At 69.4% G+C, this 26,433-nt stretch carries 26 protein-coding genes; 9 read left to right on the top strand and 17 right to left on the bottom strand.

Annotation, left to right across the window (positions count from 1 at the left end; all coding sequences use genetic code 11):
* Positions 1-704: 704 nt before the first annotated feature.
* The 5 genes from LV75_RS28665 to pdhA form a co-directional block, all read right to left on the bottom strand.
* Positions 705-1,832 (bottom strand): RNA polymerase sigma factor, encoded by a 1,128-nt coding sequence (locus tag LV75_RS28665; protein ID WP_253890414.1) that lies wholly within the window; start codon positions 1,830-1,832, stop codon positions 705-707.
* Positions 1,829-2,236 carry a YciI family protein gene (locus LV75_RS28660; RefSeq protein ID WP_253890412.1) on the bottom strand — a complete coding sequence of 136 codons (408 nt, stop codon included), beginning with the start codon at positions 2,234-2,236 and terminating at the stop codon, positions 1,829-1,831. Before LV75_RS28660 ends, LV75_RS28665 begins: the two co-directional genes overlap by 4 nt.
* A gap of 151 nt (positions 2,237-2,387) precedes the next feature.
* The gene (locus LV75_RS28655; RefSeq protein WP_253890410.1) at positions 2,388-3,806 is read right to left on the bottom strand and encodes a dihydrolipoamide acetyltransferase family protein; all 1,419 of its coding nucleotides are present in this window, start codon (positions 3,804-3,806) and stop codon (positions 2,388-2,390) included.
* 3 nt (positions 3,807-3,809) lie between these two features.
* Positions 3,810-4,838, bottom strand: coding sequence for an alpha-ketoacid dehydrogenase subunit beta (locus LV75_RS28650; protein WP_253890407.1), 1,029 nt, complete (start codon positions 4,836-4,838; stop codon positions 3,810-3,812).
* Positions 4,838-6,043, bottom strand: a complete 1,206-nt coding sequence (gene pdhA / locus LV75_RS28645; RefSeq protein WP_253890405.1) for a pyruvate dehydrogenase (acetyl-transferring) E1 component subunit alpha — start codon at positions 6,041-6,043, stop codon at positions 4,838-4,840. Before pdhA ends, LV75_RS28650 begins: the two co-directional genes overlap by 1 nt.
* A gap of 451 nt (positions 6,044-6,494) precedes the next feature.
* Between pdhA and LV75_RS28640 the strand changes: the two genes are divergently transcribed.
* Positions 6,495-7,919, top strand: a complete 1,425-nt coding sequence (locus tag LV75_RS28640) for a M20/M25/M40 family metallo-hydrolase (RefSeq protein ID WP_253890442.1) — start codon at positions 6,495-6,497, stop codon at positions 7,917-7,919.
* On the opposite strand, the gene LV75_RS28635 is transcribed toward LV75_RS28640, so the two are convergent.
* The 9 genes from LV75_RS28635 to LV75_RS28595 all read right to left on the bottom strand — a co-directional run bounded on the left by LV75_RS28635 (position 7,916) and on the right by LV75_RS28595 (position 15,446).
* Positions 7,916-8,551, bottom strand: coding sequence for an endonuclease V (locus tag LV75_RS28635; protein ID WP_253890404.1), 636 nt, complete (start codon positions 8,549-8,551; stop codon positions 7,916-7,918). The genes LV75_RS28640 and LV75_RS28635 overlap by 4 nt on opposite strands.
* 204 nt (positions 8,552-8,755) lie before the next feature.
* Positions 8,756-9,484, bottom strand: a complete 729-nt coding sequence (locus LV75_RS28630; protein ID WP_253890402.1) for a hypothetical protein — start codon at positions 9,482-9,484, stop codon at positions 8,756-8,758.
* Between the two features lie 462 nt (positions 9,485-9,946).
* A complete protein-coding gene (locus tag LV75_RS28625) occupies positions 9,947-10,366 on the bottom strand; it encodes a hypothetical protein (protein WP_253890401.1) in 420 nt (139 codons plus the stop codon).
* Complete coding sequence (locus LV75_RS28620) at positions 10,363-10,992, bottom strand: hypothetical protein (protein ID WP_253890400.1); 630 nt, start codon at positions 10,990-10,992, stop codon at positions 10,363-10,365. Before LV75_RS28620 ends, LV75_RS28625 begins: the two co-directional genes overlap by 4 nt.
* Positions 10,989-11,441, bottom strand: a complete 453-nt coding sequence (locus LV75_RS28615; RefSeq protein ID WP_253890398.1) for a hypothetical protein — start codon at positions 11,439-11,441, stop codon at positions 10,989-10,991. Before LV75_RS28615 ends, LV75_RS28620 begins: the two co-directional genes overlap by 4 nt.
* Positions 11,426-13,384: a WXG100 family type VII secretion target gene (locus LV75_RS28610; RefSeq protein WP_253890396.1), complete on the bottom strand. Its 1,959-nt coding sequence runs from the start codon at positions 13,382-13,384 to the stop codon at positions 11,426-11,428. Before LV75_RS28610 ends, LV75_RS28615 begins: the two co-directional genes overlap by 16 nt.
* On the bottom strand, positions 13,381-13,689 hold the full coding sequence (locus tag LV75_RS28605) for a type VII secretion target (RefSeq protein WP_253890394.1): 309 nt from the start codon (positions 13,687-13,689) through the stop codon (positions 13,381-13,383). The genes LV75_RS28610 and LV75_RS28605 overlap by 4 nt, the downstream gene beginning before the upstream one ends.
* Before the next feature lie 14 nt (positions 13,690-13,703).
* Positions 13,704-14,252: a YbaB/EbfC family nucleoid-associated protein gene (locus tag LV75_RS28600; protein ID WP_253890392.1), complete on the bottom strand. Its 549-nt coding sequence runs from the start codon at positions 14,250-14,252 to the stop codon at positions 13,704-13,706.
* Between the two features lie 78 nt (positions 14,253-14,330).
* Positions 14,331-15,446: an ADP-ribosylglycohydrolase family protein gene (locus LV75_RS28595; protein ID WP_253890391.1), complete on the bottom strand. Its 1,116-nt coding sequence runs from the start codon at positions 15,444-15,446 to the stop codon at positions 14,331-14,333.
* Between the two features lie 298 nt (positions 15,447-15,744).
* On the opposite strand from LV75_RS28595, the gene LV75_RS28590 reads away from it, so the two are divergent.
* From LV75_RS28590 to LV75_RS28570, 5 genes are read left to right on the top strand one after another with little or no spacing between them, the layout of a single operon-like run.
* Positions 15,745-16,584, top strand: a complete 840-nt coding sequence (locus LV75_RS28590; RefSeq protein WP_253890390.1) for an ABC transporter substrate-binding protein — start codon at positions 15,745-15,747, stop codon at positions 16,582-16,584.
* A 23-nt stretch (positions 16,585-16,607) separates the two neighbouring features.
* A complete protein-coding gene (locus LV75_RS28585) occupies positions 16,608-17,411 on the top strand; it encodes an amino acid ABC transporter permease (protein WP_253890388.1) in 804 nt (267 codons plus the stop codon).
* A 7-nt stretch (positions 17,412-17,418) separates the two neighbouring features.
* On the top strand, positions 17,419-18,168 hold the full coding sequence (locus LV75_RS28580) for an amino acid ABC transporter ATP-binding protein (protein WP_253890386.1): 750 nt from the start codon (positions 17,419-17,421) through the stop codon (positions 18,166-18,168).
* A gap of 56 nt (positions 18,169-18,224) precedes the next feature.
* Positions 18,225-20,444, top strand: a complete 2,220-nt coding sequence (locus tag LV75_RS28575; RefSeq protein WP_253890384.1) for a translocation/assembly module TamB domain-containing protein — start codon at positions 18,225-18,227, stop codon at positions 20,442-20,444.
* A complete protein-coding gene (locus LV75_RS28570; protein ID WP_253890383.1) occupies positions 20,441-21,148 on the top strand; it encodes a class I SAM-dependent methyltransferase in 708 nt (235 codons plus the stop codon). Before LV75_RS28575 ends, LV75_RS28570 begins: the two co-directional genes overlap by 4 nt.
* Before the next feature lie 134 nt (positions 21,149-21,282).
* Here the strand turns inward: LV75_RS28570 and LV75_RS28565 are convergent, their stop codons facing one another.
* The 3 genes from LV75_RS28565 to LV75_RS28555 all read right to left on the bottom strand — a co-directional run bounded on the left by LV75_RS28565 (position 21,283) and on the right by LV75_RS28555 (position 22,228).
* The gene (locus tag LV75_RS28565) at positions 21,283-21,567 is read right to left on the bottom strand and encodes an SCO4402 family protein (protein WP_253890382.1); all 285 of its coding nucleotides are present in this window, start codon (positions 21,565-21,567) and stop codon (positions 21,283-21,285) included.
* Between the two features lie 139 nt (positions 21,568-21,706).
* Positions 21,707-21,973: a type II toxin-antitoxin system RelE family toxin gene (locus LV75_RS28560; RefSeq protein WP_253890380.1), complete on the bottom strand. Its 267-nt coding sequence runs from the start codon at positions 21,971-21,973 to the stop codon at positions 21,707-21,709.
* Positions 21,974-21,976: 3 nt separating this feature from the next.
* Positions 21,977-22,228: a type II toxin-antitoxin system Phd/YefM family antitoxin gene (locus tag LV75_RS28555; RefSeq protein WP_253890378.1), complete on the bottom strand. Its 252-nt coding sequence runs from the start codon at positions 22,226-22,228 to the stop codon at positions 21,977-21,979.
* Between the two features lie 111 nt (positions 22,229-22,339).
* On the opposite strand from LV75_RS28555, the gene LV75_RS28550 reads away from it, so the two are divergent.
* From LV75_RS28550 to LV75_RS28540, 3 genes are all read left to right on the top strand, one after another.
* Positions 22,340-24,154 carry an NHL domain-containing thioredoxin family protein gene (locus tag LV75_RS28550; RefSeq protein ID WP_253890376.1) on the top strand — a complete coding sequence of 605 codons (1,815 nt, stop codon included), beginning with the start codon at positions 22,340-22,342 and terminating at the stop codon, positions 24,152-24,154.
* Between the two features lie 70 nt (positions 24,155-24,224).
* Positions 24,225-24,518 carry a GroES family chaperonin gene (locus LV75_RS28545; protein WP_204456103.1) on the top strand — a complete coding sequence of 98 codons (294 nt, stop codon included), beginning with the start codon at positions 24,225-24,227 and terminating at the stop codon, positions 24,516-24,518.
* A 15-nt stretch (positions 24,519-24,533) separates the two neighbouring features.
* A complete protein-coding gene (locus LV75_RS28540; protein ID WP_253890374.1) occupies positions 24,534-26,423 on the top strand; it encodes a VanW family protein in 1,890 nt (629 codons plus the stop codon).
* The last annotated feature ends 10 nt before the right edge of the window (positions 26,424-26,433 follow it).

The raw sequence follows: 26,433 nt of genomic DNA, 5'->3' as shown, positions 1-26,433 counted from the left end.
TCCTGCGTCAGTACTTTCCCAAGGGAACGGACCTGTCGGTCCACTCCCAAGCCCATCTCGACTTCGTCGCCCGACAACTCAACGGGCGACCCCGCATGACCCTCGGCTGGGCGTCGCCCACCGAGAAGATGAACGAACTGCTGATCAACCACGGTGGCGCACCCATCACCTGAAACCAAGGCCCCGCGCAAAACAAGTTCGCCCCATCGAGCTCGTCGCATTGTCGCGGATCAGATGCAATGCCGAAGGCGAGCCGTTCACCGGAGCCGAAGGCGGAGGCCCGAATCCCTTGCCCCGCACTCCCAACCACGGCCTACGCCAAGATCAACCTGATCGAAAGCCCCCAAATACACAGCTTACCGCGCACCACCGACACAATGGCAGCATCGAGCGGCGCCCTGTGGACAAGCAAACCCGTTGTGGACAACCAAACCACACACGACAACCCAGGCAAGATCAACAACCTCAAGCGGCCCCCGATGCGCAGCCTGCGAGAGGGCGCGAGCAAACGGGAGCAGCAGATCGGCAGCTGTGGACAAGTGAAGCCATTGTGGACAATCAGGCGCCGCAGAACCAGGCACTCGCAAGATCATCCGCCACAGGAGCCCCCGATATACAGCCTACCGAGAGAGTCCGACAAAGCCGGAGCAGCAACCAGGGCCTGTGGATAACGGAAGGCGTTGTGGACAAGTGCAGCTACGTCCTCACCCTGAATTGAGCCGCGCAGCCTGCCGCACCAAATAGTCTCGTTCTGCCAAGTTCGAAGCCTTCGCGGCGGCCTCCGCGTACAACCGCGCTGCCAACTCCGCATCACCATCCCGCTCATGCAGATACGCAGCCACCGCTAAGTACCGCGGCACGGATTCCAGTCCTACCAACGCGGCCAGTCCAGCTCGGGCTCCGTCCGCCTCCCCCACCGCTACCGCGCGGTTGAGGCGAACCACTGGACTGTTCGTCAACCGCACGAGTTCGTCGTACCACTCCACGATCTGTACCCAGTCGGTCTCCTCGGCGGCGAGTGCGTCGGCGTGTAGGGCGGCGATCGCTGCCTGGGCTTGGAATTCGCCGAGTTGGTCGCGGGCGAGGGCTGCTTGCAGGATCGCGACTCCCTCGGCGATCAGGTGGGTGTCCCAGAGCTCGCGGTCTTGGGCGGCGAGGGGCACCAGGCTGCCGTCGGGGGTGGTTCGGCTGGGGCGGCGGGCGTGGTGGAGGAGCATCAGGGCTAGTAGCCCGGCTACTTCGGGGTGGTCGATCGCGGCGGCCAGTTGTCGGACCAGGCGGATGGCTTCGGCGGCTAGGTCTATGTCGCCGGAGTAGCCCTCGTTGAAGACGAGGTAGAGGACGCGGAGGACGGTGGCGACGTCGCCGGGTTGGTCGAAGCGGACGGTGGAGACGGTGCGTTTGGCGCGGCTGATGCGTTGCGCCATGGTCGCTTCGGGGACCAGGTAGGCCTGGGCGATCTGGCGGGTGGTCAGGCCGCCGACGGCGCGCAGGGTCAGGGCCACGGCGGAGGAGGGGGTCAGCGAGGGGTGGGCGCACAGGAAGTAGAGCTGCAGGGTGTCGTCCACGGCGGGGGTCGACTCCGGCGCGGGTTCGACGAGGTCCTCGCGGCGGCGGCGGGCGGTGTTGGCGCGGGTGGCGTCGAGGAAGCGGTTCCAGGCCACCGTGATGAGCCAGCCCTTGGGGTCGCGCGGCGGGTCGGCCGCCCAGGCGCGGACGGCCTCCAGCAGGGCGTCCTGCACGGCGTCCTCGGCCGCCGCGAAGTCGGCTCCGCGGCGGACGAGGACACCGATGACGCCCGGTGTGAGGCCGCGCAGCAGCGCCTCGTTCATTCCGTGATGGTGGGCGGGTGCGCCAGGAACGGGCGCAGCTCGAGCCACTCGTGGATCGGCTCGCCACCGGCACCCGGCGCGGCCGACAGCTCACCGGCGAGCTCGACGGCGCGCTCGTAGCTGTCGACGTCGATCACCATCCAGCCCGCGATGAGGTCCTTGGTCTCGGCGAACGGGCCGTCGGTGACCGGCGGGCGGCCCTCGCCGTCGTAGCGGACGAAGGTGCCCTCGGGGGCGAGCGCCTGGCCGTCGACGAACTCGCCGGTCTTCTCGAGCCGGTCGGCGAAGTCGCTCATGTACTGCACGTGCGCGGTGATCTCCTCCTGCGTCCACTGGTCCATGGGCACGTCGTTGGCCGGAGCAGGCGCGCCGCGGTAGTGCTTGAGCAGTAGGTACTTGGCCATCGTGGTTCTCCTCGGCGCTGGTGCGACCCGTTCTGGTCGCGATCACCCCGGGGACGGAGCAGGCCGGGGGTTCTCGACATCGCCACCGAAAAAACTTCCAGAGATGTGAACGGCCGTGGGAAGCCCAGCTCCCCACGGCCGCTCCACCGCTTCAGTACGTGATCGCCAGCGCCGGGTCGGCCAGCAGCGCACCGATCGCCGCCAGGAACTCCGAACCCTGCTGACCGTCGATCAACCGGTGGTCGAAGCTCAGCGCGAGCTGGCACACCTTGCGGATCTTGATCTCCCCGTCGACCACCCACGGCGTGTCCCGGATGGCGCCGAAGGCCAGGATCGCCGACTCGCCGGGGTTGATGATCGGGGTGCCGGTGTCGACGCCGAAGACGCCGACGTTGGTGATCGTGATGGTGCCGTTGACCATGTCCGCGGGCTGGGTCTTGCCCTCGCGGGCGGTGCTGGTCAGCGCCTCCAGGGCCACCGCCAGCTCGCGCAGCGACAGGGTGTCGGCGTCGCGGATCTTGGGCACGATCAGGCCGCGCGGTGTCGCCGCCGCGATGCCCAGGTGCACGTAGTCCTTGAAGACGATCTCCTGCGCCGCCTCGTCCCAGGCGCTGTTGACCTCCGGGGTCCGCTTGATCGCGGTCACCAGGGCCTTGGCGCAGAACACCAGCGGGGTGATCTTGACGCCGCGGAACTCCGGGTGGTCCTTGAGCCTGGCCCGCAGCTCCATCATCGGCGTGACGTCGACGGTCAGGAACTCCGTGACGTGCGGCGCGGTGAAGGCGCTGCTGACCATGGCCTGCGCGGTGACCTTGCGGACGCCCTTGATCGGCACCCGCCGCTCACCGCGCGCGGGGGCCACCCCGTTGCTCGTCGAGGTGGGCTGCGGCGGCGCCACCGCAGCCTGCGCGGCCCGTTCGACGTCGGCGCGGGTGATCACGCCGCTGTCGCCGGAACCGGCGAGGCTGCGCAGGTCGATGCCGAGGTCCTTGGCCAGCTTGCGCACCGGCGGCTTGGCCAGCGGCACGTAGCCGCCGGGCAGGTCCACCAGCGCGGCCGGGGTGTCGGGCACCTTCGGCAGGCTGGGCAGGGCGGGCGGCGGGCTGTCCGGCAGCGGACCCTGGTGGTGCTCGAACGCGGCGGCGACCGTGCTCTGCGCCGCCGCGGCCGCGGGTTCCACCGGGACGGCGGGACCCCGGCGGGCCCGCCGCTTGGCGGTGACCGCCTTGGCGCCGTAGCCGACCAGCGGCTTCATCTCCTCCTCGCCGTCGGCCGCGGCCGGGGCGGGAGCGGCGGCGACCGGGGCTGGCGCGGCAGCGCCACCCGGGTCGACGTCGATGGTCAGGATCGGCGTGCCCACCTCGACGGTCTGGCCGGGCTGCACGTGCAGCTCGGTGACCACACCCGCCCACGGGCAGGGCAGCTCGACGGCGGCCTTCGCGGTCTCGATCTCGACGATGATCTGGTTGACCACCACCGCGTCCCCCGGCTGCACGTGCCAGCTCAGGATCTCGGCCTCGGTCAGGCCCTCGGCGGTGTCGGGCAGCGGGAAGCTCTTGAACTCAGGCACAGGTCACCACGCCAGCGATCGGTCGACGGCGTCGAGCACCCGGTCGAGGTCGGGCAGGAACTCTTCCTCCAGCTTGGCCGGGGGGTACGGGGTGTCGAACCCGGTCACCCGCAGCACCGGCGCCTCCAGCGAGTAGAAGCACTCCTGCTGCACCCGCGCGGCGATCTCCGAGGTCAGCGACGCCTCCGAGGGCGCTTCGCTGACCACGACCAGCCGACCGGTGCGGCGCACCGACTCGAACACCGGCCCCAGGTCCAGCGGGGACAGCGAGCGCAGGTCGATGACCTCCAGCGAGCGCCCCTCCTCCTCGGCCGCGGTCGCCGCGTCCAGCGCGACCTTCACCGACGGGCCGTAGGCGACCACGGTCGCCGTGCTGCCCGCGCGCACCACGCGGGAGGCGAACAGCGGGTCGGGCGTGGCGGTGGTGTCGACCTCGGTCTTCATGAACCCGGAGTGGTAGAACCGCTTGGGCTCGAAGAACAGCACCGGGTCGTCGCACTGGATCGCCTGCTGGATCATCCAGTAGGCGTCGACGGCGTTGGAGCAGGACACGACCTTGAGGCCCGCGGTGTGCGCGAAGTACGACTCGGGGGACTCGGAGTGGTGCTCGACGGCGCCGATGCCACCGCCGAAGGGCACCCGGATCACCAGCGGGACCTTGACCCGGCCCAGCGTGCGCGCGTGCAGCTTCGCCACCTGGGACACGATCTGGTCGAAGCCGGGGAAGATGAACCCGTCGAACTGGATCTCGCAGACCGGGCGGAACCCGCGCACCGCGAGGCCGACGGCCGCGCCGATGATGCCGGACTCCGACAGCGGCGTGTCGAGCACGCGGTGCTCGCCGAAGTCCTTCTGCAGGCCGTCGGTGATCCGGAAGACGCCGCCGAGCTTGCCGACGTCCTCACCCATCACGATGACCTTGGGGTCGGCCTCCATCGCGGCCCGCAGACCCTGGTTGAGCGCCTTGCCCAGGGTCAGCGACTGGGTGGCCGTGGTGGCCCCCGGCTTCTTGTTCAACACGGGTGCGGCCATCAGTGCTCACCTCCGGCGAAGTTGGCCTGGTAGGCCAGGAACTCGTCGCGCTGGGCGTCGACGAACGGGCTGGCCTCGGCGTAGACGTGGTCGAACATCTGGTTCACCGGCGGGTGCGGCATGTTGAAGCAGAACTCGCGCAGGTCCGCGGCCAGCTCGTCGGCGTCGGCCTGGACCGAGTCGAAGAAGTCCTGGTCGGCGTGCTCGTGCCGGACCAGGTGCACCCGGACCCGCTCGATCGGGTCCTTGAGCTTCCAGGCCTCCAACTCGTCGGAGTGCCGGTAGCGGGTGGGGTCGTCGGTCGTGGTGTGCGCGTCCATCCGGTACGTGAACGCCTCGATGAGCACCGGGCCGTTGCCGTGCCTGCACTCGTCGAGCGCCCACCGCGACACCGCGAGGGTGGCGAGCACGTCGTTGCCGTCGACCCGGATGCCGGGGAAGCCGTAGCCGCGGGCGCGGTGGTAGAGCGGCAGCCGCGACTGGCGCTCGGTCGGCTCGGAGATCGCCCACTGGTTGTTCTGGCAGAAGAACACCAGCGGCGCGTCGTACACCGCCGCCCACACGAAGCCCTCGTGCACGTCGCCCTGGCTGGTCGCGCCGTCACCGAAGAACACCATGGTCGCTTCGCTGTCGCCGTCGCCGACCTTGCCCTCGAACCGCTGCCCCATGGCGTAACCGGCGGCGTTGAGCACCTGGTTGCCGATCACGATGGTGTAGGGGTGGAAGCGCTTGGCGTTGGAGTCCCAGCTGCCGTGGTCGGTGCCGCGGAAGATCCCCAGGATCTCCTTGGGGCTGATCCCCCGGCACCAGGCGACGCCGTGCTCGCGGTAGCTGGGGAACACCATGTCGGTGTCGCGCAGCGCGCGGCCGGACCCGATCTGCGCGGCCTCCTGGCCGAGCAGCGGGACCCAGATGCCCAGTTGGCCCTGCCGCTGCAGGGCGTTGGCCTCGCGGTCGGCGCGGCGCACCAGGACCATGTCCCGGTAGAGCGAGCGCAGGTCCTCGGCGGTGACGTCGGCGACGTACCGGTCGAACTCGGGGTTCTCCAGCCGTTCGCCCTCGGGCGTCAGCAGTTGGACCAACTCGGGCCCACCCTCACTGGTCGCACGCAAACCCGCGATCACCTGCTCTGCTGTCGGGGCGGCGGCCGTGGCCGCGGGCCCCTCCCGGGGTTCCGGGTGCGTCCACTGTTCTGGGGACGACATGCGCGTTCTCCTCGATGTCTGTGCCGCGCAGTCGCTCGTGGCGACGGCATGCGGACGCGCCGCCGATTCCACCGCCAATTGGTTGGGGCGTTGGCCACCGTCGGCGCTGACGGCGTTGCTCTCACATCCTGACACGGGAGAGTGTGCAGCAGTGAGCCCACGGGCGCCTTGAATTGTCCACAGGGTGCTGTTGAGCTGCGAAAACGCTTGGACAACCGACGGTAGGGGGTCCCAGTTGCCGGGGTCCGGAGCAGCTCAAGTGGACGCCGTCGGCGCGGGCGCGACCCGCACGTGACCTGCCGGTGAGCTGCGTCACAGAAGGGTGGGCGGCGCGCGGCGCGGTGCGGGAACGGATCCGGCCGCGCGCCGACACCGACCCTGCCCGCCTCGACCTGATGAACCCCTGAGGAGGGACGCGCTGATGGGGTAGGCGGTCGGGGCTGGTGGCAGTATCGGCGATGTGGACAAGACAGCCGTGCAGCAGACAGTCCGGGAGTTGTGGGAGGCAGAGATCCTGCCCAGCCTGTCGGACTTCATCGCCATACCCGCCCTCTCGCCGAACTTCGACGCGAACTGGGCCGCCAACGGGCACCTCGACGGTGCCATCGAGCACCTGCGCGCGTGGATCAGCGCGCGCGACATCCAGGGTGCGCGCGTCGACGTGGTGAAACTGCCTGACCGCACCCCTGTGTTGCTGCTCGACGTGCCCGCCACCGGTGACGACGACAAGGGCACCGTGCTCCTCTATGGGCACCTCGACAAGCAGCCGCCGGTTGGCGGGTGGGGCGAGGGGCTTGGCCCGTGGACGCCGGTTCTGCGCGACGGCAAGCTGTTCGGACGTGGCGCGGCTGATGACGGCTACGCGGGTTACGCGGCCACAGCGGCGATCGAGGCTGTCCGCGCCTCTAAGGGATCCCACGCTCGGTGCGTGGTGCTGCTAGAGACCGGTGAAGAGTCCGGTAGCCCTGACTTGCCCGCGTACCTTGAGCACCTTTCCGACCAGCTTGGCCGAGTGTCGCTGGTCGTGTGCCTTGACTCAGGCGGCAACGACTACGAGCGCTTGTGGCTGACCACGTCGCTACGCGGCCTCGCGTCGGTAGACCTGACGGTGCGGGTGCTGGACGCCGGTCAGCACTCCGGTCTCGCCAGCGGCGTCGTGCCGAGCTCGTTCCGGGTGATCCGCAGGCTGCTCGACCGGGTCGAGGACGCCGAGTCCGGCGAGATCCTGATCAAGGAGATGCACGTCGACATCCCGGACGACCGGGCGGGTGAAGCGGCGCAGGCGGTGGCCGCCGCGCCGGGCACCGTCCGTGCGCTCTTCCCCCTGCACGGTGACACCCGGCCGGTGGACGACGACGAGGTCGAGCTGGTCCTGAACAACGGCTGGCGGCCGACCCTGTCGGTCATCGGTGCCAGCGGCTTCCCCGAGCCGGTCGACGCGGGCAACGTGCTGCGGCCGTTCACCACGCTGACGCTGAGCTTCCGGCTGCCCCCGACCGCGGACTCGCTCGTGGCCCTCGAGGCCGTCCGCGACGCCCTGACCTCGGACGTCCCCTACGGCGCCACGGTCGAGCTGACCAGGACCGAGGCGGCGGACGGCTGGAACGCGCCGCGGTTGGCGCCGTGGCTGCGCGATGCCCTCGACGCCCTGTCCGGCGAGATCTTCGGCAACCCCTGGGGCACGGTCTCCCTCGGCGGTTCGATCCCGTTCATGGGCCTGCTCGCCCACCTCTACCCGGACGCCCAGTTCGTGATCACCGGGGCCCTCGGCGCGGACAGCAACGCCCACGTGCCCGACGAGTGGCTTCACGTGAAACAAGCCGAGCGCGTTACCGAGGCCGTCGCGCACCTGCTCGACGCGCACGCCCGGGCCTAACGCCGGGACAGCTGGTCCGCCTGCCGGGTCGTCTCCGGCAGGCGGTACCTCGGCGCCAGCTTGAGCACGAGGTCGGTGGCCGTGTCGATGTCGATCCGATGGCCGACGGACACGAACACCGGCTTGACGTTGGGCTGAGTGCGCAAGGCACGCCCAACTGTCTCCCCGGCATCAGTTAGGGCTGACCAGTCGCCTCTATGTGGTCCTGGCGCCGTGAACTCGCCTAACGCGTTCTTGCCGACGCCTAGGGATGGAATGCCGGTTAGAACCCCCGCGTGGCAGGCCAAGCCGAACCTTCGTGGGTGCGCTAGACCTTGGCCGTCGCAGACGAGGACTTCTGGGGGCGTGGCTAGCTGCTCGATGGCTCTTAGAAGCAGCGGAAGCTCTCGGAAGGCGAAGAGGCCGGGGATGTAGGGGAAGGTCTCCGGGCCGGTGCAGGTCGCTGAGTCGATGAGCTCGTCGGTGCCCAGGTCGATCGTGCAGGCGGCTGCTACCAGGGCGTTCTCGGTGTAGTGGACATCCAAGCCGGTCGCTGTCTTGGGCTCGAACCCCTCTGGCGCCACGGTTTCGACCGCGTACCGCAACCGCTCCTGCTCGGCGATCGCTTCCGCTTCCGACCACTGCTCTCGCACTACCGCACGCTCCTGTTCATCCGCTCCGCCGTCTTACGCTCCTGCCAACGTCACCCGCAGGATCGCAGCCAGCAGCTCGGAGGGATTCGAGGTCTCGTGTGCAGACCAGGCTGGGAGCAGCGGGAACTGCCCACCGGGCCTAGCAAGACCGAGGACTGCTGAGTTCAGCGCCGACCACAACAGCTCGGTCGTCGCACTGGTAGGTCATCCGTCGCGGTCTCGGCGTTCGTCAGCGAACCCCGGGAACAGCGGTGTGTAAGCCTGACTGAGCTTCCGGAGCCACCTCCGGACGAGGCGGGTGAGCTCCCCCGCAACCCCAGCCGTGACGGCGACCCCTGCGGCCGCCACGATCCACCAGTGGTGCACGCTCGTGGCCAGGGCGGCAGCGCAACTGAGCCCAGCACAAGCCCCGGCTAGTGCCGCGATGGCCAGCCAAGCCCGGTAGGTGAAGCTGCGCGTCCCCGCCGAGTACGGCGTCGGCCAGTCGTCGTGGATGGTGTCCGACAGGTAGGGCCTGATCTCAGGAGCCAGCGAGACGAAGTAGTTGCGCAAGCGAGCCTGGGCCTGCTCCGCACGAGTCTGGACCAAGCGCGTCTTCGCGTCGCGCACCAGAATTGCACAGCTGAACGCTGCGGCCGCGGCCGACAGGAACGAGGTTCCCCAGTAGAAGGCCAGCGGTTTGGCAGTCCACAAGCCCGCGAAGAGAACGCCCTCGGCTGAGGCCAAGACCGCGAGACCGCCTATGAGGAGGGTGAGCGACTGGTCCATGCGGGCGACTGTGACCTGGACCAGCAGTGCGCGCCGGTTGTACTCAGCCAAGGCCACCTGCAGACCGGGGTCCGGCTGGCTGGCTGCGGTGTGCTCCTCCGGCACCGGAGCGTCTCGATCCGCTAGGGCTCGACGAAGAGTCGTCAGCAGCCATCGCTTGCCCATGGTGTGGAGATCGTCTCGTGGTGTGCGAGCGTTGCCGCCCGGCTGTGGCTGGCCGAGCAAATAAAACCAACGGCTCACCGTGCTGGGTATGGATTTCACCCAGGACTGCCTACACGGCCAACCGCGAATACATCGCTGGGCCGATCTCCACTAAGTCCGGTGCTGCTCGTTGCGGACTCGGTTGTCAGGCCGAAAGTCAGCGGCCTGAGCTCTCGTACTACCTGCGCCCCTGACCTGGCGTTTCCCCGCTCCGTCACCTTGCTCGCGCTAACTTCACCTACCCGGGCGATCTTGACTTCCCTCTGTTGGGCGACAAGTTATCCACAGGCAAGATCATCATCGCCCTGCTCGCCGACCCCCTCCGGTAGACTGGGCCTGGGGACGCCCCCCGGGACAGGGTGGGGGCTGGGGTCGTTCGGGGCGGGCGGCTGGCGGTGGGGGTTTTGGCAGGTGGGGGTGGGTTTAGGAGTGGGTCAGCCAGGTGGTGAAGAGTAGGTCGGCGTGGTGTTCGCGGTAGTTGGTGAGTTCGGTGATGGGGGCGTTCTTGGCCCAAGTGCCCGGGTCGATCTGGACGAAACCGTCGGCGGCGGCTTTGGACTTGTCCGGGCCCAGGTAGTACAGGCCCGCGGAGCCCTGGGCGGAGATGCCGACGACCAGGCATTCGTGGCCTAGGTGGTCGGCTCGGGTGGAGACCTCGTCGAGGCGCTCTAGGGCGGCGGCGGGGATGGTGCTGTGCCAGCCGGACGGGGTGTGGGTGAAGCGGGGGTCGGCCGGGTCGGTGGTCGACAGGAGGGTGACCTGGCCCTGGTCGGCGAGGGTCGCGGGGTATTCGCGGCCGTCGAGGGTGGCGATGATTCCGGTGCGGGGGCGCTGGTAGGTCATCGCGAGTCCTTGGGGAAAGAGGTCCAGGTTGACGCTGTCCACAGGGCTACGGGGTGGGGTCCGGTCGCGGTGTGGGCCGTGATGCGGCTGCCAGCGGGGATCAAGCCGGGCTGCCGCCACCACTCAGGTAGGGCCAACGGGCCGCCGCCGGTGATGCCTGTGCCGGTGAAGGGCCAAGGGGCGAACTCGGTGCGGACGGTGTTGGGGTCGACTCCCGCGGCTAGAGCGGCCGCGGTCATCTCGTAGGCGGGTTCGCGGGGGCCGGTAGGGGCCCCGAAGGGCACGACGTACCGGTCGGGGTGTTCGGCGATGAACTCCATGGTGTGCAGCACCGGCATGTCCGGGTGGAACGGGCTGCCCGCGTAGTCCAACCGGAAGGCCTGGTGGAAGTCGCGCGGGGTCCGCAGGTTCGCGCAGTCCTGCAGCCGGGCGACAGTGCCACCGACGAGCCGGTAGTCGAACGGGGGGTGCGCGCCCGCCGCGCCCGGTGACACCTCGTGGCGCAGGTAGCGGTCCACGGCCCACGGGGGCAGGACCTTGACCAGCGGCGTGTCCGGCGCCAGCGCGATGATGGCGTGGACCCGCGCGGTCAAGGCCCGCTCGTGGTCGCTCAAACTCCCGGTCACCCGAACGTCCGCTCCCGCCACCGGGCGAACCCCAGGTCCCGCTGCTCCTCGTGCACGTCGCCGAGCTCGGCGGCGGGCACGTCCCTGCGGTACTCGTACCGGTCGACCTCGGTGAAGCCGTGCTCCGCGGCCCAGCCGCCGTTCGAGTCGGCGTAGGTGACCGCGGCGACGCCGTCCACAACGGACTCGATGGCCACCCGGTGGCCCTGCCACTTGCCGTACGACCTGGCCGAGTACACCCGGTCGCAGTCGGCCGAGGTCAGGTCGGCGACCCAGCCGCCGTAGCGGTCGTGCCAGGAGAACAGGGTCGCGTCCGGGTTGTCGACCTGCTTGGTCTTGAGCACGACCCGGTCGTTGTTCGGCGAGAAGGTGCACGGGTGCGTCACCCCGCGCACCACCGCGAACTCCCCGGAGCGTGGTCCGGTGTACGTCATCAGGGCTTCACCCACCCGAGCACACTGTCATACACAGCCACGACGGTCTTGTTGCCCGCCGCGTCGAACTGGTTGATGGTCGCGCCGTCGGGGATCGGCATCCGGCTGCTCATCTGGAACTCCGGCACACCCATCGTCGGGTGCGCAGTGACCCCGGCTCCGGTGTAAGGCCACTGGTTGATCGACGGGCTGTACCGGTCCGGGTTGACGCCCGCGTTCTCCACCGCGTGGATCATGTCGTCGCGCGCGGCGAGCACCCTCGGGTCGGTCGCGCCAAGGCCACCGGGCACCGACGGGTCCATCGAGGGCGCACCGACTGGCGTCCTATAGAGCGACGCGTCGGACGCGGGGAACTCGATGGTGTGGATGGTGGGCTGGGAGACGTCGTAAGGCGTGCCGACGTAGTCGAGCCGGTTGCCGTTGATCAGGTCGGCGGGCGTGTTGAGCACACCGGCGTCCTGGTGGCGTGCGACGAAGCCCCCCACCTCGGTGTACTTGCCGTTGATGTAGTTGGCGACATCGGCGTCCGGGATCACCTTCTGCATCAGCGTGCCGTTGGTGACCTCGACCTCCTTCATCGCGCGCGCCATCAGGTCCCGCTCGTGCGGCGTCAGCTGCCCGGACCCCGGTACGTCGCCCGCCTTCGGGTCGGCGCCGAGCTTGTCCATCGCCTTCTTGAAGTCGGCCCACTCGGCGTCGGTGAACTTGCCGCGCACGGTGTCAGTCCAGTGCGGCCCAGACGATCCCGGCGTCGTCGGCTTCACCGGCGGGGTCCCACCGCCGCCACCACCGGTAGTGGGGGTGGCCGAGGAGCCACTGGGAACCGTGGACCCGCTAGGCACCGTCGAGCCGCTGGGCACGGTAGAGCTACCGGGAACGGTGGAGCTGCTGGGAACCGTGGATCCGCTGGGCACTGTCGACGAGGACGGCGTGACCGTAGGCGTAACCGACGACGGCGTGGTCGAGGGTGACGATGTCCCGCTGGGTGCCGTAGTAGTAGACGGCGTAGGAGGCGCGCTGCTGGTGCTCGTGGTCGGAGTGGACGATCCACTCGGGGCCGTCGAGGTCGACGGCGCGTTAGGCGTCGCTTGTGTCGGCAGATCCGGTTGCCCGGTCGTCGACGGAGGGTCTACCGGAGCAGGGGTGCTGCGGACCATGTCGGGCGCGTTGGGCGTGTCGGCACCGCGCGGGGTGGTGCGCAGGCCGCGCAGACCCGACTTGATCGCCTCCCAGATCTCGCCCAGCTTCGCCAGGATCGGCCGCAGCTTCTCGACCGACCGGATCAGCTTGGTGATCACGTCGGTGATCCGCCCGACCCACTTGGCGATCAGCGCGCCGACCGACGCGACGATGTGCGGCGTGGCCAGACCCAACGTCAAACCGGCCTCGGCCAGCCACTGCGGCAAGCGCAGCAGCAGCGTGGAGATGCACTCGGCGACCAGGTCGCGCACGATCCCGCGGACCACGCCGACCAGGGCACCGACCACCTCGACGACGGTGCCGATCGTCCCGGCGCCGCTCGCTGCGGCCGTGATGTGCTGGCCTTGCGCCGCCGTGTTCGACCTATAGGTGTCCGCCGCCGGACCGGTCCAGGCGGAGGTGCCGTTCTTGACCTCGGTGCCGAAATCGGTGGCGACCGCGCCGACCGCCTGGGACACGTTCTTCCAGGTCTGGGCGTACGCGGAGATCTGGTCGGCGTCGCCAGCGAGCCAGTTCAGCGCGTCGCGCAACGGCTTGACGTGCTCGATGACCCACGAGATCGCGTACTGGCCGAGGGTGCCGATCGGGTCGAGCGCGAGCGACAGCACCTCCAGGCCGCCGCCGAGCGCGCCGAGGCCGCCCTCGACCCAGGACCCGTTCTGCACGCCGTTGTAGATGTCGGCGGCGGACTCGACCAGCCCGATGCCGGTGTAGCTCTTGGTGGAGTCCTCGCGCGCGGCGACTAAGGGGTTGGTCACCGGGCACCGCCGGAGAAGGGCTGGGTGTTGGCGCGCTCGGTGTTGCCGTAGGACCCGGCGGTCTCGCGGACCCCGCCCGCGGTGGCGTCCATGGTGGTGCTCGCCTCGCGGATCGAGTCGACGGCGGGCTGGCTGACGGCCTGCACGATCGGCACGAAGAACTGGCAGATCACGCCATACGCGTCGCTGCCGAGGTGCACCTGGTTGGCGGCGTCGAGCGCCTGCTCCAACCGGTCGTTGAGGGCGTCGAGGCGACCGGCGTGCGCGCCGAGCTCATCGATGAGTACGCCGTATCCGTCGGGCACCGTGGGACTCCTTCTCAGCGCAGGATGGAGGATCCGCCCCAGTCGTCATCCGGGTCGTCGTCATCACGGCTTGGGCGGTTCGTGCGGGTCGGTGGTGGTCGGAGGGCCTCCTCACCGTCGTCGACCCGCCCCAGGCGCATCTCGTCGACGGTGCTCGCGGTTGGACGTTCCGCGTCGGGCTCCGGTTCCGGGAACCTCTCCCTATAGGACCCGACCACCGCGGCGACCGTCTGCGGGTCGTCCCCGACGGTGCGCTCCATGACTTCGGCGACCTCGCCGGTGATCCGGGATTGGGCCTTACGCATGGTGGTCAGGACCAACGCCGAGATCTCGGCGCCGGGCAACTCACCCGCCCGGTCGCTGATCACCAGGTCGGTCACCGCGCCGGTAGCGTCAACGGTCACCACCACCAGGTCGTCGCGCGAGGACTCGGTGACCGCCACTCTGGCGACCTCCGCCTGCATCGCCTGGTAGCGCTCCGCCCTGGCTGCGACGTCGGCCGACCAGCGGCGCAGCTCTTGTTCGGTCTGGAATCCGTCTCCGCCGAATGCCGGCTGGCTCACGCGTGCTCCCGCTTGCTCGGTCCTGCTGCGCGGCCAGTGTCCACGAAGGTGCCCCGCTTGTCAGTCTTTCGCCACCACTCACCAGGCCGGGTAGCGCTCCCGCCAGCCCGGCTCCGCCAGCGAGTTGGTCGGGCTGAACTCGATCAGCGCGTCGCGGCCCAGCTCCTCGATGACCTCGCGCAGCTCCAGCCCGGCGAGCCACTCGTCGGGCAGCTGCTCGACCCCGTGCACGGCGCCGAGCAGGTTGCCGCAGATGGCGCCGGTCGAGTCGCTGTCGCCGGAGTGGTTGACCGCCAGCAGCAGCCCCTCGGGCAGGGTGTTGGACACCAGCGCCGCGCACACCCCGATGGCCAGCGCCTCCTCGCCGACCCAGCCGCCGCCGAGCTTGGCCAGCGTCTCCGGGGTCGGTCGACCCCGACCGGCCAGGTCGACCGCGTCGTCGAGGGCGGCCACGGTCTCGGCGGACTCCTCCCAGGTCACCAGCTCGGCCCGGACCTCGGTTAGCGCGGTCGGCAGGTCGGTGCCGTCGAGCAGGCGGTGCACCATGAAGGCGAGCGCGCCCGCGGTGAGGTAGCCGCTGGGGTGGCCGTGGGTAAGAGCCCCGGACTGGGCCGCGACGACGAAGGCGTCGAGCGGGTCTTCCGACCACAGCGCGCACGGCGCTGCACGCATGACGGCGCCGCAGCCCTTCGAGTCGTTGATGCGGTGGGACAGAGTGCCCCTGTCAGCTCCCGCAGCGAAGCCCTTGAGCGCTGTAAGGACCGTCGCCCCGGGCGCGCGGCGGTGGTAGAGCCCACGCTCGCGGATGAGCCAACCGTCGGGCTCGGCCTCCATCGCGTAAGAGCCGCCCGCTTGGTGCCAAGGGGTGCCCTGCGTGTGGTACCAGCGCTGGTAGGCGTGCTGGATGACCGAGGCGGGCTGCTGCTCGAAGAACATGAGACGTCGACCGAGGTGACCGCGGATCATCGCCTCTAGCGTGAAGAGGGTCATCTGCGTGTCGTCGGTGATCCGACCACGGCCGCCGTACGCCTCTTCATAGCCGGTCGCGCCAGCCTCGCCGAAGCGGCCGCGGATCTCGTCTATGGAGAGGAACTCGATCGGCGCTCCTAACGCGTCGCCGACCGCGCCAGCCAGCAGGGAGCCGAGCCACCGGTCGGCGGGAATCACGCGCTCGTAGGGCAGATCACCGTCCACGTACGGGAAGAGTAGTGGCAACCGGTGACGAACACCCCTGGCGCCCACAGTTCGTGATCTGTTGCGATGAGGACTCGACGGGAGATCTCACACTGCTGCCCAGGCCCCGGCCGGACGGCCTGATCGCCGTGCATCTTGCGGTTCGAAACACCGGTAGCGGGAAAAACTGCGTCCGGCGTCTCGTCTACGCAACAAATAGGATGCGTACATGTGACAAACCGACGAGTAGTGCACAGTTTCGGCACCGAGTGGCAGTATGCGTCCCACCTCGCACCTGAGATGAATGAGGAGTGACACCGTGGCGCGTCGATCCAAGCTGAAGGTGCTCGCCCTGCTGCCCGCGCTGGTACTCGCGGTCGCGGCCTGCGGCAGCTCCGACGGCGGCTCCACCGGTTCCAGCGGCGGCAACACCGCGGCCAACGGGGTCAAGCTCGTCGAGGCAGGCAAGATCAAGACCTGCACGAACCTGCCGTACCCGCCGTTCCAGTTCAAGCAGGGCGACAAGACGGTCGGCTTCGACGTCGACATGGTCGACCTCGCGGCCAAGAAGCTCGGCGTCACCCAGGAGATCGTCGACATCCAGTTCGACGTCATCAAGAGCGGTGCCGCGCTGAACTCGGGCAAGTGCGACGTCGCCGCCGCCGGTATGACGATCACCGACGAGCGCAAGCAGAACCTCGACTTCACCAACCCGTACTTCGACGAGGTCATCGCGCTGATGGTGCCCAAGGGCTCCGGGATCACCAGCCTCGACCAGCTCAAGGACAAGAAGCTCGGCGTGCAGCGCGGCACCACCAGCCTCGACTACGCCACCGAGAAGGGCTTCACGCCGGTCGAGTTCGAGGACTCCGGCAAGCAGCTGCAGGCCTACCAGGCGGGTCAGGTCGACGCGGTGCTGCAGGACCTGCCCGTGGTCAACGAGTGGCTCAAGAAGCAGGGCCTCGGCGACAAGTACGAGGTCGGCGCGGAGATCGAGACCGGCGCGCAGTACGGCATCGCGGTGAAGAAGGGCGGCAACCCCGAGCTGCTCAAGACCCTCAACGACGCGCTCGACGCCGCCATCAAGGACGGCACCTGGGCCAAGTCGTACGAGCAGTGGATGGGCTCCAAGCCCAAGTCGACCCCATCGGGCAAGTGAGCCACGGCCAAGAGGTGGGCCCGGTGACCCGGGCCCGCCTCAGCCCGCGCAAGCGCCAGCAGGTCAGCCGCGGCGTGCAGTACGCGATCTTCGCCGCCGCGGTGCTCTTCATCGCCCTCTCCGCCGACTGGAAAGCGGTGGTGGAGAACTTCGCCGACCTCGACGTGGCGAAGGAGGCGTTCCCGGAGCTCATCACCATCGCGCTCAAGAACACCGTCATCTACACGCTGTCGGCCTACGTGGTCGGGTTCATCCTCGGCCTCGTCGTCGCGCTGGCCCGGCTGTCGTCGATCGCGGTGTACCGGGGCTTCGCGCTGGCCTACATCGAGGTCTTCCGCGGGCTGCCCGCCCTGGTCGTCTTCCTCATCTTCGGGTTCGGCCTGCCGGTGGCCTTCCCCGGTCTGAAGTTCCCGTTCGACCAGTACGGCACGGTCGCCGTCGCGCTCGGCCTGGTCGCCTCGGCCTACATGGCGGAGACCTTCCGGGCGGGCATCCAGGCGGTGCCGCGCGGGCAGATGGAGGCGGCCCGCTCGCTGGGCATGTCGCACACCAGGGCGATGGTGTCGATCGTCATCCCGCAGGCGCTGCGGATCGTGATCCCGCCGCTGACCAACGAGCTGATCCTGCTGTTCAAGGACTCCTCGCTGGTGTTCGTGCTCGGCGTGACCTCGCTGACCACCGAGCTGTCGAAGTTCGGCGGCGACCTGGCGACCGAGTACGCCGACTCCACCCCGCTGATCCTGGCCGGTGCCGCCTACCTGGTGATCACCCTGCCGCTGGGCTACGTGGTGCGGCGGCTGGAAGCCCAGCAACAGAAGGCCAGGTGAGCCCCCGATGAGCGCTGTCCAGATCGACGGCCTGCACAAGTCGTTCGGCACCCTAGAGGTGCTCAAGGGCATCGACGCGACCGTTGAGTCCGGTGAGGTTGTCTGCGTCATCGGGCCGTCCGGCTCCGGTAAGTCCACCTTGCTGCGTTGCGTCAACCTGCTCGAACAGCCCAACAGCGGCAAGATCGTGGTCAACGGCGTTGAGATCACCGACCGCGATTGCGACATCGACGCTGCCCGCCGCCGGGTGGGCATGGTGTTCCAGCAGTTCAACCTGTTCCAGCACCTAACCGTGCTGGACAACCTCACTATCGCCCAGCGCAAGGTGCTTAAGCGGGACAAGGCCGAGGCGCAGCGGGTAGCCATAGAGAACCTGGAGAAGGTGGGCGTGGCCGACAAGGCCAAGTCCTACCCCGCCCAGCTCTCCGGCGGTCAGCAGCAGCGGGTGGCCATCGCCCGGGCGCTGTCCATGGGGCCCGAGGTCATGCTGTTCGACGAGCCCACCTCCGCGCTCGACCCCGAACTGGTCGGGGAGGTGCTCGGGGTGATGCGCAGGCTCGCCGACGAGGGCATGACGATGCTGGTGGTCACGCACGAGATGCAGTTCGCCCGCGAGGTCGCCGACAAGGTCCTGTTCATGGACGGTGGCGTCGTGGTCGAGCAGGGCCCGCCGTCGCAGGTGATCGCGGCGCCGCAGCAGGAGCGGACCAAGACCTTCCTCGCCCGGGTGTTGGATCCGATCAGCCGCTCGGAGTAATCCCGCGGGAACTAAGCGTCACCGGCGAGCGTTCAACCCTTGGGGAGGGGGTTGCCGTGGCTGGACGCGAGTCCGACGAGGTCGGGGGTGTGCTGGACCCGCACTCCCCCGACCCACCCGCGTGGGCCGTCATGCAGGCCGTAGAGGTCGTGCGCCGGGTCGACCCGGAGAACGGCGGGGTCCTGCGGCGGCGCAGACCCACGACGGTTCCCGTGGTCAGCGTCAGCGACCGCTACCTGGTCGGGCCGCTCGACCTGCGCGCGGTGGAGTTCCCTTACCTGCTCGAGTTCGTCCGCTGCCGGTTCGAGCAACCGCCGGACATGCGCCAAGCCCGGTTGGCCGGGGTCGAGTTCCGCGACTGCTGGCTGCCCGGCTTACAGGGCCGCAACCTGCGCAGCGACAACGACCTGCAGTTCGTCGACGGCACCATCATCGCGGGCACCCTCGACCTGACCGACGGTGAGATCCACGGGACTCTTGTCCTATCCGGCGCCACCCTCGCCCCGACGAAGGGGCCCGCCTTACACGGCGACCGGCTGCACTTAGCGGGTGCGTTGCTGGCACCGAACCTGGTCGCGCGCGGGGAGGTCCGCATCCCCGGCCTGCGCAGCGGCGGCAACCTCAACTTCTCCGGCGCCCACTTGGACAACCCGCGCGGTATCGCCATGAACGGCAACGGCCTGCAGGTCGGCGGCAACCTGCACCTGACGGTCGACCCGCGCACCGGCACCCCGTTCCGCTGCGACGGCCAACTCTTCCTCCCCAGCGTCCGCGTTGACAGCGACTTCTCCCTGCGCGGCGCCAAGCTCACCCCGCGCACCGAGCACTCCCGCCCGGTCCCGCCGGACGACCCGTTCTTCGACCCCAACGCCACCCTCGTCGCCGACCGGTCGCGGGTGGACGGCAACGTGAACCTCGACCGGGACTTCAGCAGCACCGGCACCGTGCGCATCGTCAACGCCCACATCGGCGGGTCCCTGCGGCTCTCGCACGCGCGGGTCGACCTGTCCGGCGGGCAGGAGACCTTCGTCGAGCAGGTCGGGTCCGGACCGCGACAACCGGGGCCGTACCCGGACCGGGCGCTGCACCTGGACGGCACCGAGGTCCGCGGCGGGATCGACGCCAGGGACGCGCGGGTGGCCGGGCAGATCCGGCTGGTGGACGTGAAGGTCCAGGGCAGCGTGCTGTTCGACCGCGCGGTGCTGAGCAACCGGTACGGCGACGCGGTCGAGGGCCGCCGGTTCTCCGTCGGCGGCAACCTCGACGGGCGCTCGCTGCTGGTGTTCGGCTCGGTGCTGCTGCCGGGGGCGAAGGTCGGCGCCAACCTCGACCTGCGCGGCAGCAGGCTGATCGCGCCGGGCAGCTACGCGCGCGACTCCTCGCCGAAGCCCTCGCTGGACCTGCGGGTGTCGCACATCGGCCGCGACCTGATCTGCGCCGACGGCGAGGTGCCGTTCTCCGCGCACGGCGAGATCCGGATGCGGCGCGCGGAGATCCTGCGGGAGACCAACTTCCACGGCTCGGAGCTGGGCAACGGCCGCAACCTGGTCGCCCTCAACGCCTTCGGCATCCAGACCCAGGAACTGCGCCTGGACGTCGCCGCGCCGCCCAAGGGCCGGATCGACCTGCGGCACGCCCGCTGCGCCTTCCTCGCCGACAACGAGAAGTTCTGGCGCGCCCAAGGCCGGATCGAACTCGAGGACTTCCGCTACGACGCCCTGGCCACCCCGGTCGAACTCGACGACGACGAGGAAGTCGAACGCCGCCTCCGCTGGCTGCGCGAGGGCATGCGCGACGTGTACCGCCCGGGTCCCTACGAGCAGTTCGCGCACATGCTGCGCGCGGCGGGCAACGAGGAGCACGCGGCCACCGCTCTAGTGGAGAAGCAACGCCGCCGCTACAACGCCCTCGCCGACGGTGCCCGGTTGGCGGCGCCGGGGATCCGGCTGTGGAGCTGGCTGCAGCGGTGGATGGTCGGGTACGGCTACCGGCCGACGCGGGCGCTGGCGTGGTTGTTCGGGTTCCTAGTCTTGGGGACGCTGTGGTTCTCGGTGATCCCCGAGCCGCCCGAGGCGAACACCGACGACCACCTCAGGTGGAACCCGGTTCTGTACACATTGGACCTCCTGGTGCCCATCGTGGACTTCGGGCACAAGAACAAGTGGACGGTGGACGGGCCGTCCCAGTGGATCTCGGCGGTGTTCATCGCCCTCGGCTGGATCCTCGCCACCACCGTCGCCGCCGGTGTCACCCGAATGCTGCGGAGATCGTCATGAGCTACGACATTTTGCACACTTCAGCGCGTGCCCCGCTGTTCCACCGGTTGTTCGCGGAGGCCTTCGGGTCGCAGTGGGTGCCGGGGGTTGAAGCGACCAGCTCGTGCACGTGGTGGCTGCTCGGCAACCTGGTCAGCTCACTGCGCCTACCGCCGAACGCCACCCTGCTCGACCTGGGCTGCGGCCGCGGCGGTCCCGGCCTGTGGCTTGCCCGTGCCTTGAACTGCCGCCTCACCGGCGTCGATTTCAGTGCTGTCGCCATCGCCGACGCCACCGCCCGCGCCTCTGATTTCGGTGTCGACGCCACCTTCCAGGAGGTCTCCTTCGCCGACCTCCAGCTGCCACCGGAGTCCGCGGACGCCGCGATCAGCATCGACGCGATCTACTTCGCCCCCGACCACGCCGCCGCCTTCGCCGAGGTCCACCGGGTCCTGCGCCCGGGCGCCCCGTTCCTGTTCACCGCCAGGGACACCACCGCCGACTGGCCCACCGTGCTGGCCGACGCCGGTCTGACCCTGGAGTCGACCACCCTCAACCCGGGCAACGGCGAACGCTGGCTCCGCCTCTACGACCTCTGGGAGGCCAACGAAGCCGCCCTCCGCGCCGACTTGGGCGACGAAGCCACCGACGGCCTGCTGGAAGAGTCCGCAGACCGCGCCCGCTTCGACGGCAGCACCTACAACCTCTACCTCACCCGCCGCTAACCCCCGGCGGCCACCGGTGCCCCGCCTCGTGCAACATCGCCAACGCCTTCAGGTCATTGGTCACCAACACCTGCGCCAACCGCCCCGCCGCTGTTACGACATCCGGCCACCCCGCAGCCTCAAGGTAAACCTCATCAGGCGCGAACCGCCCCACCGCGTCCTGCACGGCCATGTACGCGACCCCCAGCCGGCCGCATCAGGTCAACCTCTTCCTCGGTGCGCAGGCTGGCCCCCAGGCCCCCCTCCGGCGCACTCGCGTCGCAGAAGTCGTCGAAGAGCACGTGGACCACCTCATCGAGGTTCTCGAACTCGTCCTGCCGAAGCCAAACATCCCGCTGCCACGGCGGGTTGGCCAGCGAGACGACCGCGGGCACGAGGTGCAAGCGAGCAGTGGGGCTGCTGATCCCGTGATCGATCACGCGCGCCAACCTAGCCACAAGGTCTAGTTGCTCCCAGCCGATTTGTTCGGCCGACAACCGGACCTCGGCTGCGAAGCTGGTTGTCTGTCAGCGAAGTCGGACGCCGATCGGACGACTTGCCCAGGGCAACAGTCCGATCTCACATGTTCCGGTATACCTCGCGTCGATGTGCCACTCGTACGACGGTTACCAGAACCCTGGAGTCCACGACTTGGTAGACCACCCGGTGATCGCCGATCCTGATGCGCATCACGCCTGCTGGTTGACCTGCGAGCGCCCGGCAGCCCGGCGGCCGAGGATCTGTTCCCAGGGCAGTGACCGCCACTGCGATCTTGCGCCCGGTCTGCTTGTCGAGCTTGCGGAGCTCCCGTAGCGCGGAAGCGGTCCATTCGATCTCGTAAGACACGGGTCAGTCGTCACCGAACTCAGCTAGCACGTCGTGGTGGGGAACTCGTGGTTCAGCCGAAGCCAGTGCCTCCCGCGCTGCGGTGAGATCCGCTTCGTCCTCGGCCGCTTCGAGACGCCGGAGGTCATCGATGGAAACGACCGCCGCAACCGGTCGGCCGTGCCTGGTCAGCACCGCGCGCTCATGGGCGTGCTCGACCCTGGAGACGACCTCGCCGAGGTGGTCTCTGGCCATGCTGATCGGCATCTCACTCATACCCCAAATTGTACAAAATGGGGAGGAATTTGCCAAGCTGCTCCGGAGACCAGCCCGCTCACATGGTGGGCCGCGGAACACAGCGGCCATCGCACGCTGTTGGATCCCACCGTGAGCACAGCACAACCCCGTCGTCTGTCCCGTGCGCCCGAGTTGATCGGTCGCGGCTGGCTGAACACCGGTGGCAAGGACCTGCACCTCGGTGACTTCCGCGGCAAGGTCCTCCTCCTCGACTTCTGGACCTTCTGCTGCATCAACTGCCTGCACGTCCTGGACGAGCTCCGCCCCGTGGAGGACGAGTTCAAGGACGTCCTGGTCACCGTTGGCGTCCACTCGCCGAAGTTCGTGCACGAGGCCGATGAGCAGGCCCTCAAGGCCGCCGTCGAGCGGTATGAGGTGCACCACCCGGTGCTCGACGACCCGGAGCTCACCACGTGGCAGGCGTACGCGGTCAAGGCGTGGCCGACGTTGGTGCTGGTGGATCCTGAGGGTTATGTCGTGCACGTCGCTGCTGGGGAGGGGCATGCGGAGGCGTTGAGGCGGGTCATCGCTGAGGTCGTTAAGGAGCATGAGGCTAAGGGGACTCTGCACCGGGGCGATGGGCCTTACGTACCGCCGCCGCCTGCTGCGACTGAGTTGCGGTTCCCCGCGAAGGCCACTGCGACCGGCAACGGGACTGTCTTGGTCGCTGACACCGCGCATCACCGGATCGTCGAACTCAAAGATGACGTGGTGGTTGCCTCTTACGGCACCGGCAGCCGAGGGCGGCAAGACGGGCTAGAGGCCACCTTCTCCGAGCCCTCCGCCGTCGCCGTTCTGCCCGATCACGTGGACGTCGGCTACCACCTGGTGGTCGCCGACACGGTCAACCACCTGCTGCGCGGCATCAACACCGACACCGGCGAGGTCACCACCATCGCGGGCACCGGCCTGCAGTGGCGCAACGGCCCCACCGACGGCCCCGGCACCGAGATCGACCTGACCAGCCCGTGGGACCTCGTCTGGTGGGAACCCGCCGGTGGCCTGGTCATCGCCATGGCGGGCAACCACACCCTCGGCCTGTTCGACCCCCGCACCGGCCACGTCAGCCGCTTCGCGGGCACCACCGTCGAGGGCCTGCACGACGGCCCCGCCGACCAGGCCTTCTTCGCCCAGACCTCCGGCCTCGCCGTCGACGGCGACCGGCTGTGGCTGGTCGACTCCGAGACGTCGGCGCTGCGCTGGATCGACGCCGAGCGGACCGTGCACACCGCGATCGGCAAGGGCCTGTTCGACTTCGGCCACCGCGACGGCCCGGCGGAGCAGGCGCTCCTGCAACACCCGCTCGGCGTGACCGTGCTGGCCGACCACTCGGTCGCCATCGCCGACACCTACAACGGCGCCGTCCGCCGCTACGACCCGGCGACCGGCGAGGTCAGCACCCTCGCCACCGGCCTGGCCGAGCCATCCGGCGCCGTCCTGCTCGACGGCGACCTGGTCGTCGTCGAGTCCGCCGCGCACAAGCTCTCCCGCCCGGTCGCCAAGGCCCACCTGGTCGACGGCGCCGCGCACCAGGTCCGCAGGCCGTCCACCGACATCGCCGCGGGCGTGCTCGAACTCGTCGTCGTCTTCACCCCGCCGCCGGGGCAGAAGCTCGACGAGCGCTACGGCCCGTCGACCCGGCTGGAGATCACCTCCTCGCCACCGGAACTGCTGGCCGAAGGCGCCGGGGTGAGCACGGACCTGACCAGGAAGGTGACCGTCGCGGCCGGTGTGACCGAGGGGGTGCTGCACGTCGTCGCGCAGGCCGCCAGTTGCGACGACGACGGCACCGAGCACGCCGCGTGCCACCTGACCAGGCAGGACTGGGGGGTGCCGATCCGGGTCACCGACACCGGCGCCCCTCGGCTCGCACTGGTCATGGGTGGGCTCGACGAGCAGCACTGACCACGCCGGAAGCCCACCCCGAGCAGGCGGTTACCATTCCTCGGTGCCGGAACTGAAGCTCGAGATCCAGATGCTGCACGACCGGGTCCTCGTGCGGCTGACCCCCGAGGAGGGGGAACGGCGCAGCACCGGCGGCATCGTCATCCCGGCAACCGCGCAGGTCGCCAAGCGGCTCGCCTGGGGGGACGTGCTCGGGGTGGGGACGAGCGCACGCACGGTGAAGGTGGGCGACCGGGTGTTGTTCAACCCCGAGGACCAGTTCGAGGTCGAGGTCCACGGGCAGGCGTACATGGTGATGCGCGAGCGGGACGTGCACGCCATCGCCAGCGAGCGCACCGAACACGGGACCGGGTTGTACCTCTGAGGGGAAAGGTGGACCGTGCCGGAGGACCAGGACTGGCCGGGCGGGGCTAGATGGCCGGAGTCGCACACCGAGCAGACCGATCTGCTTCCCCGGGTGCCCGCGCTGGCGGAGCCCCCGCTGGTGGGCTCGCCGTTGGACGGACCCACCGAGAAGCTCAACGTGCCCCAGGAGGAACCGCCGCCGTCGTCGGGTAAGGCCGGTTGGCGCAAGCCCGCGATCATCGCCGGTGCTGTCTTCGGCGCGCTGGCCGTGCTCTACGGCCTGGACCTGGCGATCAGCAGCGGCGACGTGCCGCGCGGGACGACCGTGGCGGGCGTCGACGTCGGCGGGATGTCGCAGGTCGAGGCCGAGCGGGCGCTGCGGGAGAAGATCGAACCGCGGCTGACCCAGCCGGTGCCGGTCAAGATCGGCGTGGTCGACGAGAAGCTCGACCCGACCAAGTCCGGGCTGACGCTGAACTGGGGCGCCACCCTGGAGCAGGCGGGCGACCAGCCGCTCAACCCGTTCACCCGGCTGTCGTCGCTGTTCGGCGGCACCCGCGAGGTCGGTGTGGTCACCGCGACCAACGAGGCCGCGCTCAACGGCGAGCTCGACCGGCTCAAGGCCGCGGGCACCCGCCCGCCGGTCGAGGGCGGCATCCGCTTCGACGGCGCCACCCCGGTCGGGGTCGAGCCGGTCCCCGGTCAGGAGCTGGACGGGGCGAAGGCGCGCACGGTCATCGTCAGCAACTGGGTCGGCGGCGAGGGCTTGGACCTGCCGGTCACCAGCACCCCGGTGAAGACCACGTCCGAGGGCGTGCGGGCCGCGCTCGACCTGGCGAAGGTCGCCGTGTCCGGGCCGGTGGTGGTCAAGGGCGACGGCAAGGACGCCAAGATCGAGCCCGCCGTCATCGCGACCGCGCTGGTGTTCGAACCGGTCGACGGCGGCGGGCTGAACCCGAAGCTGGACCTGGTCAAGGTCACCGACGCGGTCAAGCCGCAGCTCGCCTCCACCGAGAAGGAGGGCAAGGACGCGCAGGTCGTCTTCGAGGGCGGCGCGCCTGCGGTCACCCCCTCGGTCGACGGCACCGGCGTCAAGTACGACACCGCGTTCGCCACCCTGCTCGACGTGCTGAAGAAGCCGGACGGCCGGGAGATCAAGGTCGAGTACACCAAGACCCCGGCGAAGGTGACCACCGAGCAGGCCAACCAGCTCGGCATCAAGGAGGTCATCGGCGAGTTCACCACCAAGGGCTTCGCCACCGACTCCGGCGTGAACATCCGCACCGTCGCCGCGAAGGTCAACGGCGCCATCGTCAAGCCGGGCGAGACCTTCAGCCTCAACGGCTACACCGGCCCGCGCACCGCGGTCCAGGGGTACGTCGAGGCGGGCGTGATCAAGGACGGCGCCCCCGGCCGCGAGGTCGGCGGTGGCATCTCCCAGTTCGCGACCACGCTGTACAACGCGTCGTACTTCTCGGGCCTCAAGGACGCGGGGCACAAGGAGCACAGCTACTACATCAGCCGCTACCCGGCCGCCCGCGAGGCCACGGTCTTCCAGAACCACGACGGCAGCAGCGTCATCGACCTCAAGTTCACCAACGACGCGCAGACCGGCATCGCCATCCAGACCATCTGGACGCCGTCGTCGATCACGGTGAAGATCTGGGGCACCAAGCGCTACACGGTCGAGTCGGTCACCGGCGGCCGCTCCGCGGAGACCCCGCCGCAGGAGAAGCCCGGCCCGACCACCGGCAAGTGCTCACCGAGCAACGGCGCCCCCGGCTTCACCACCTCCGACACCCGCATCCTGCGCGACGCGGGCACCGGCGCCGAAGTCCGCCGCGACACCCGCACGGTCCGGTACAACCCCCAACCCAAGATCGTCTGCGCCCCGGCCCCGGTGGTCCCACCACCCGCAGGCTGAGCCGGTGCGG

Origin of the sequence: Actinokineospora diospyrosa, assembly GCF_024171925.1 — a bacterium.
GTDB classification, from domain to species: domain Bacteria; phylum Actinomycetota; class Actinomycetes; order Mycobacteriales; family Pseudonocardiaceae; genus Actinokineospora; species Actinokineospora diospyrosa.
The sequence above is the reverse complement of the archived record's forward strand: the minus strand, read 5'-3'. Positions and strand labels throughout refer to the sequence as shown.

Excerpts from the sequence above, each read along its gene's own strand:
- LV75_RS28665 (WP_253890414.1), bottom strand. The coding sequence starts at position 1,832 with ATGAACGAGGCGCTGCTGCGCGGCCTCACACCGGGCGTCATCGGTGTC.
- LV75_RS28660 (WP_253890412.1), bottom strand. The coding sequence starts at position 2,236 with ATGGCCAAGTACCTACTGCTCAAGCACTACCGCGGCGCGCCTGCTCCG.
- LV75_RS28650 (WP_253890407.1), bottom strand. The coding sequence starts at position 4,838 with ATGGCCGCACCCGTGTTGAACAAGAAGCCGGGGGCCACCACGGCCACC.
- pdhA (WP_253890405.1), bottom strand. The coding sequence starts at position 6,043 with ATGTCGTCCCCAGAACAGTGGACGCACCCGGAACCCCGGGAGGGGCCC.
- LV75_RS28630 (WP_253890402.1), bottom strand. The coding sequence starts at position 9,484 with ATGGGCAAGCGATGGCTGCTGACGACTCTTCGTCGAGCCCTAGCGGAT.
- LV75_RS28625 (WP_253890401.1), bottom strand. The coding sequence starts at position 10,366 with ATGACCTACCAGCGCCCCCGCACCGGAATCATCGCCACCCTCGACGGC.
- LV75_RS28580 (WP_253890386.1), top strand. The coding sequence starts at position 17,419 with ATGAGCGCTGTCCAGATCGACGGCCTGCACAAGTCGTTCGGCACCCTA.
- LV75_RS28570 (WP_253890383.1), top strand. The coding sequence starts at position 20,441 with ATGAGCTACGACATTTTGCACACTTCAGCGCGTGCCCCGCTGTTCCAC.
- LV75_RS28555 (WP_253890378.1), bottom strand. The coding sequence starts at position 22,228 with ATGAGTGAGATGCCGATCAGCATGGCCAGAGACCACCTCGGCGAGGTC.
- LV75_RS28545 (WP_204456103.1), top strand. The coding sequence starts at position 24,225 with ATGCTGCACGACCGGGTCCTCGTGCGGCTGACCCCCGAGGAGGGGGAA.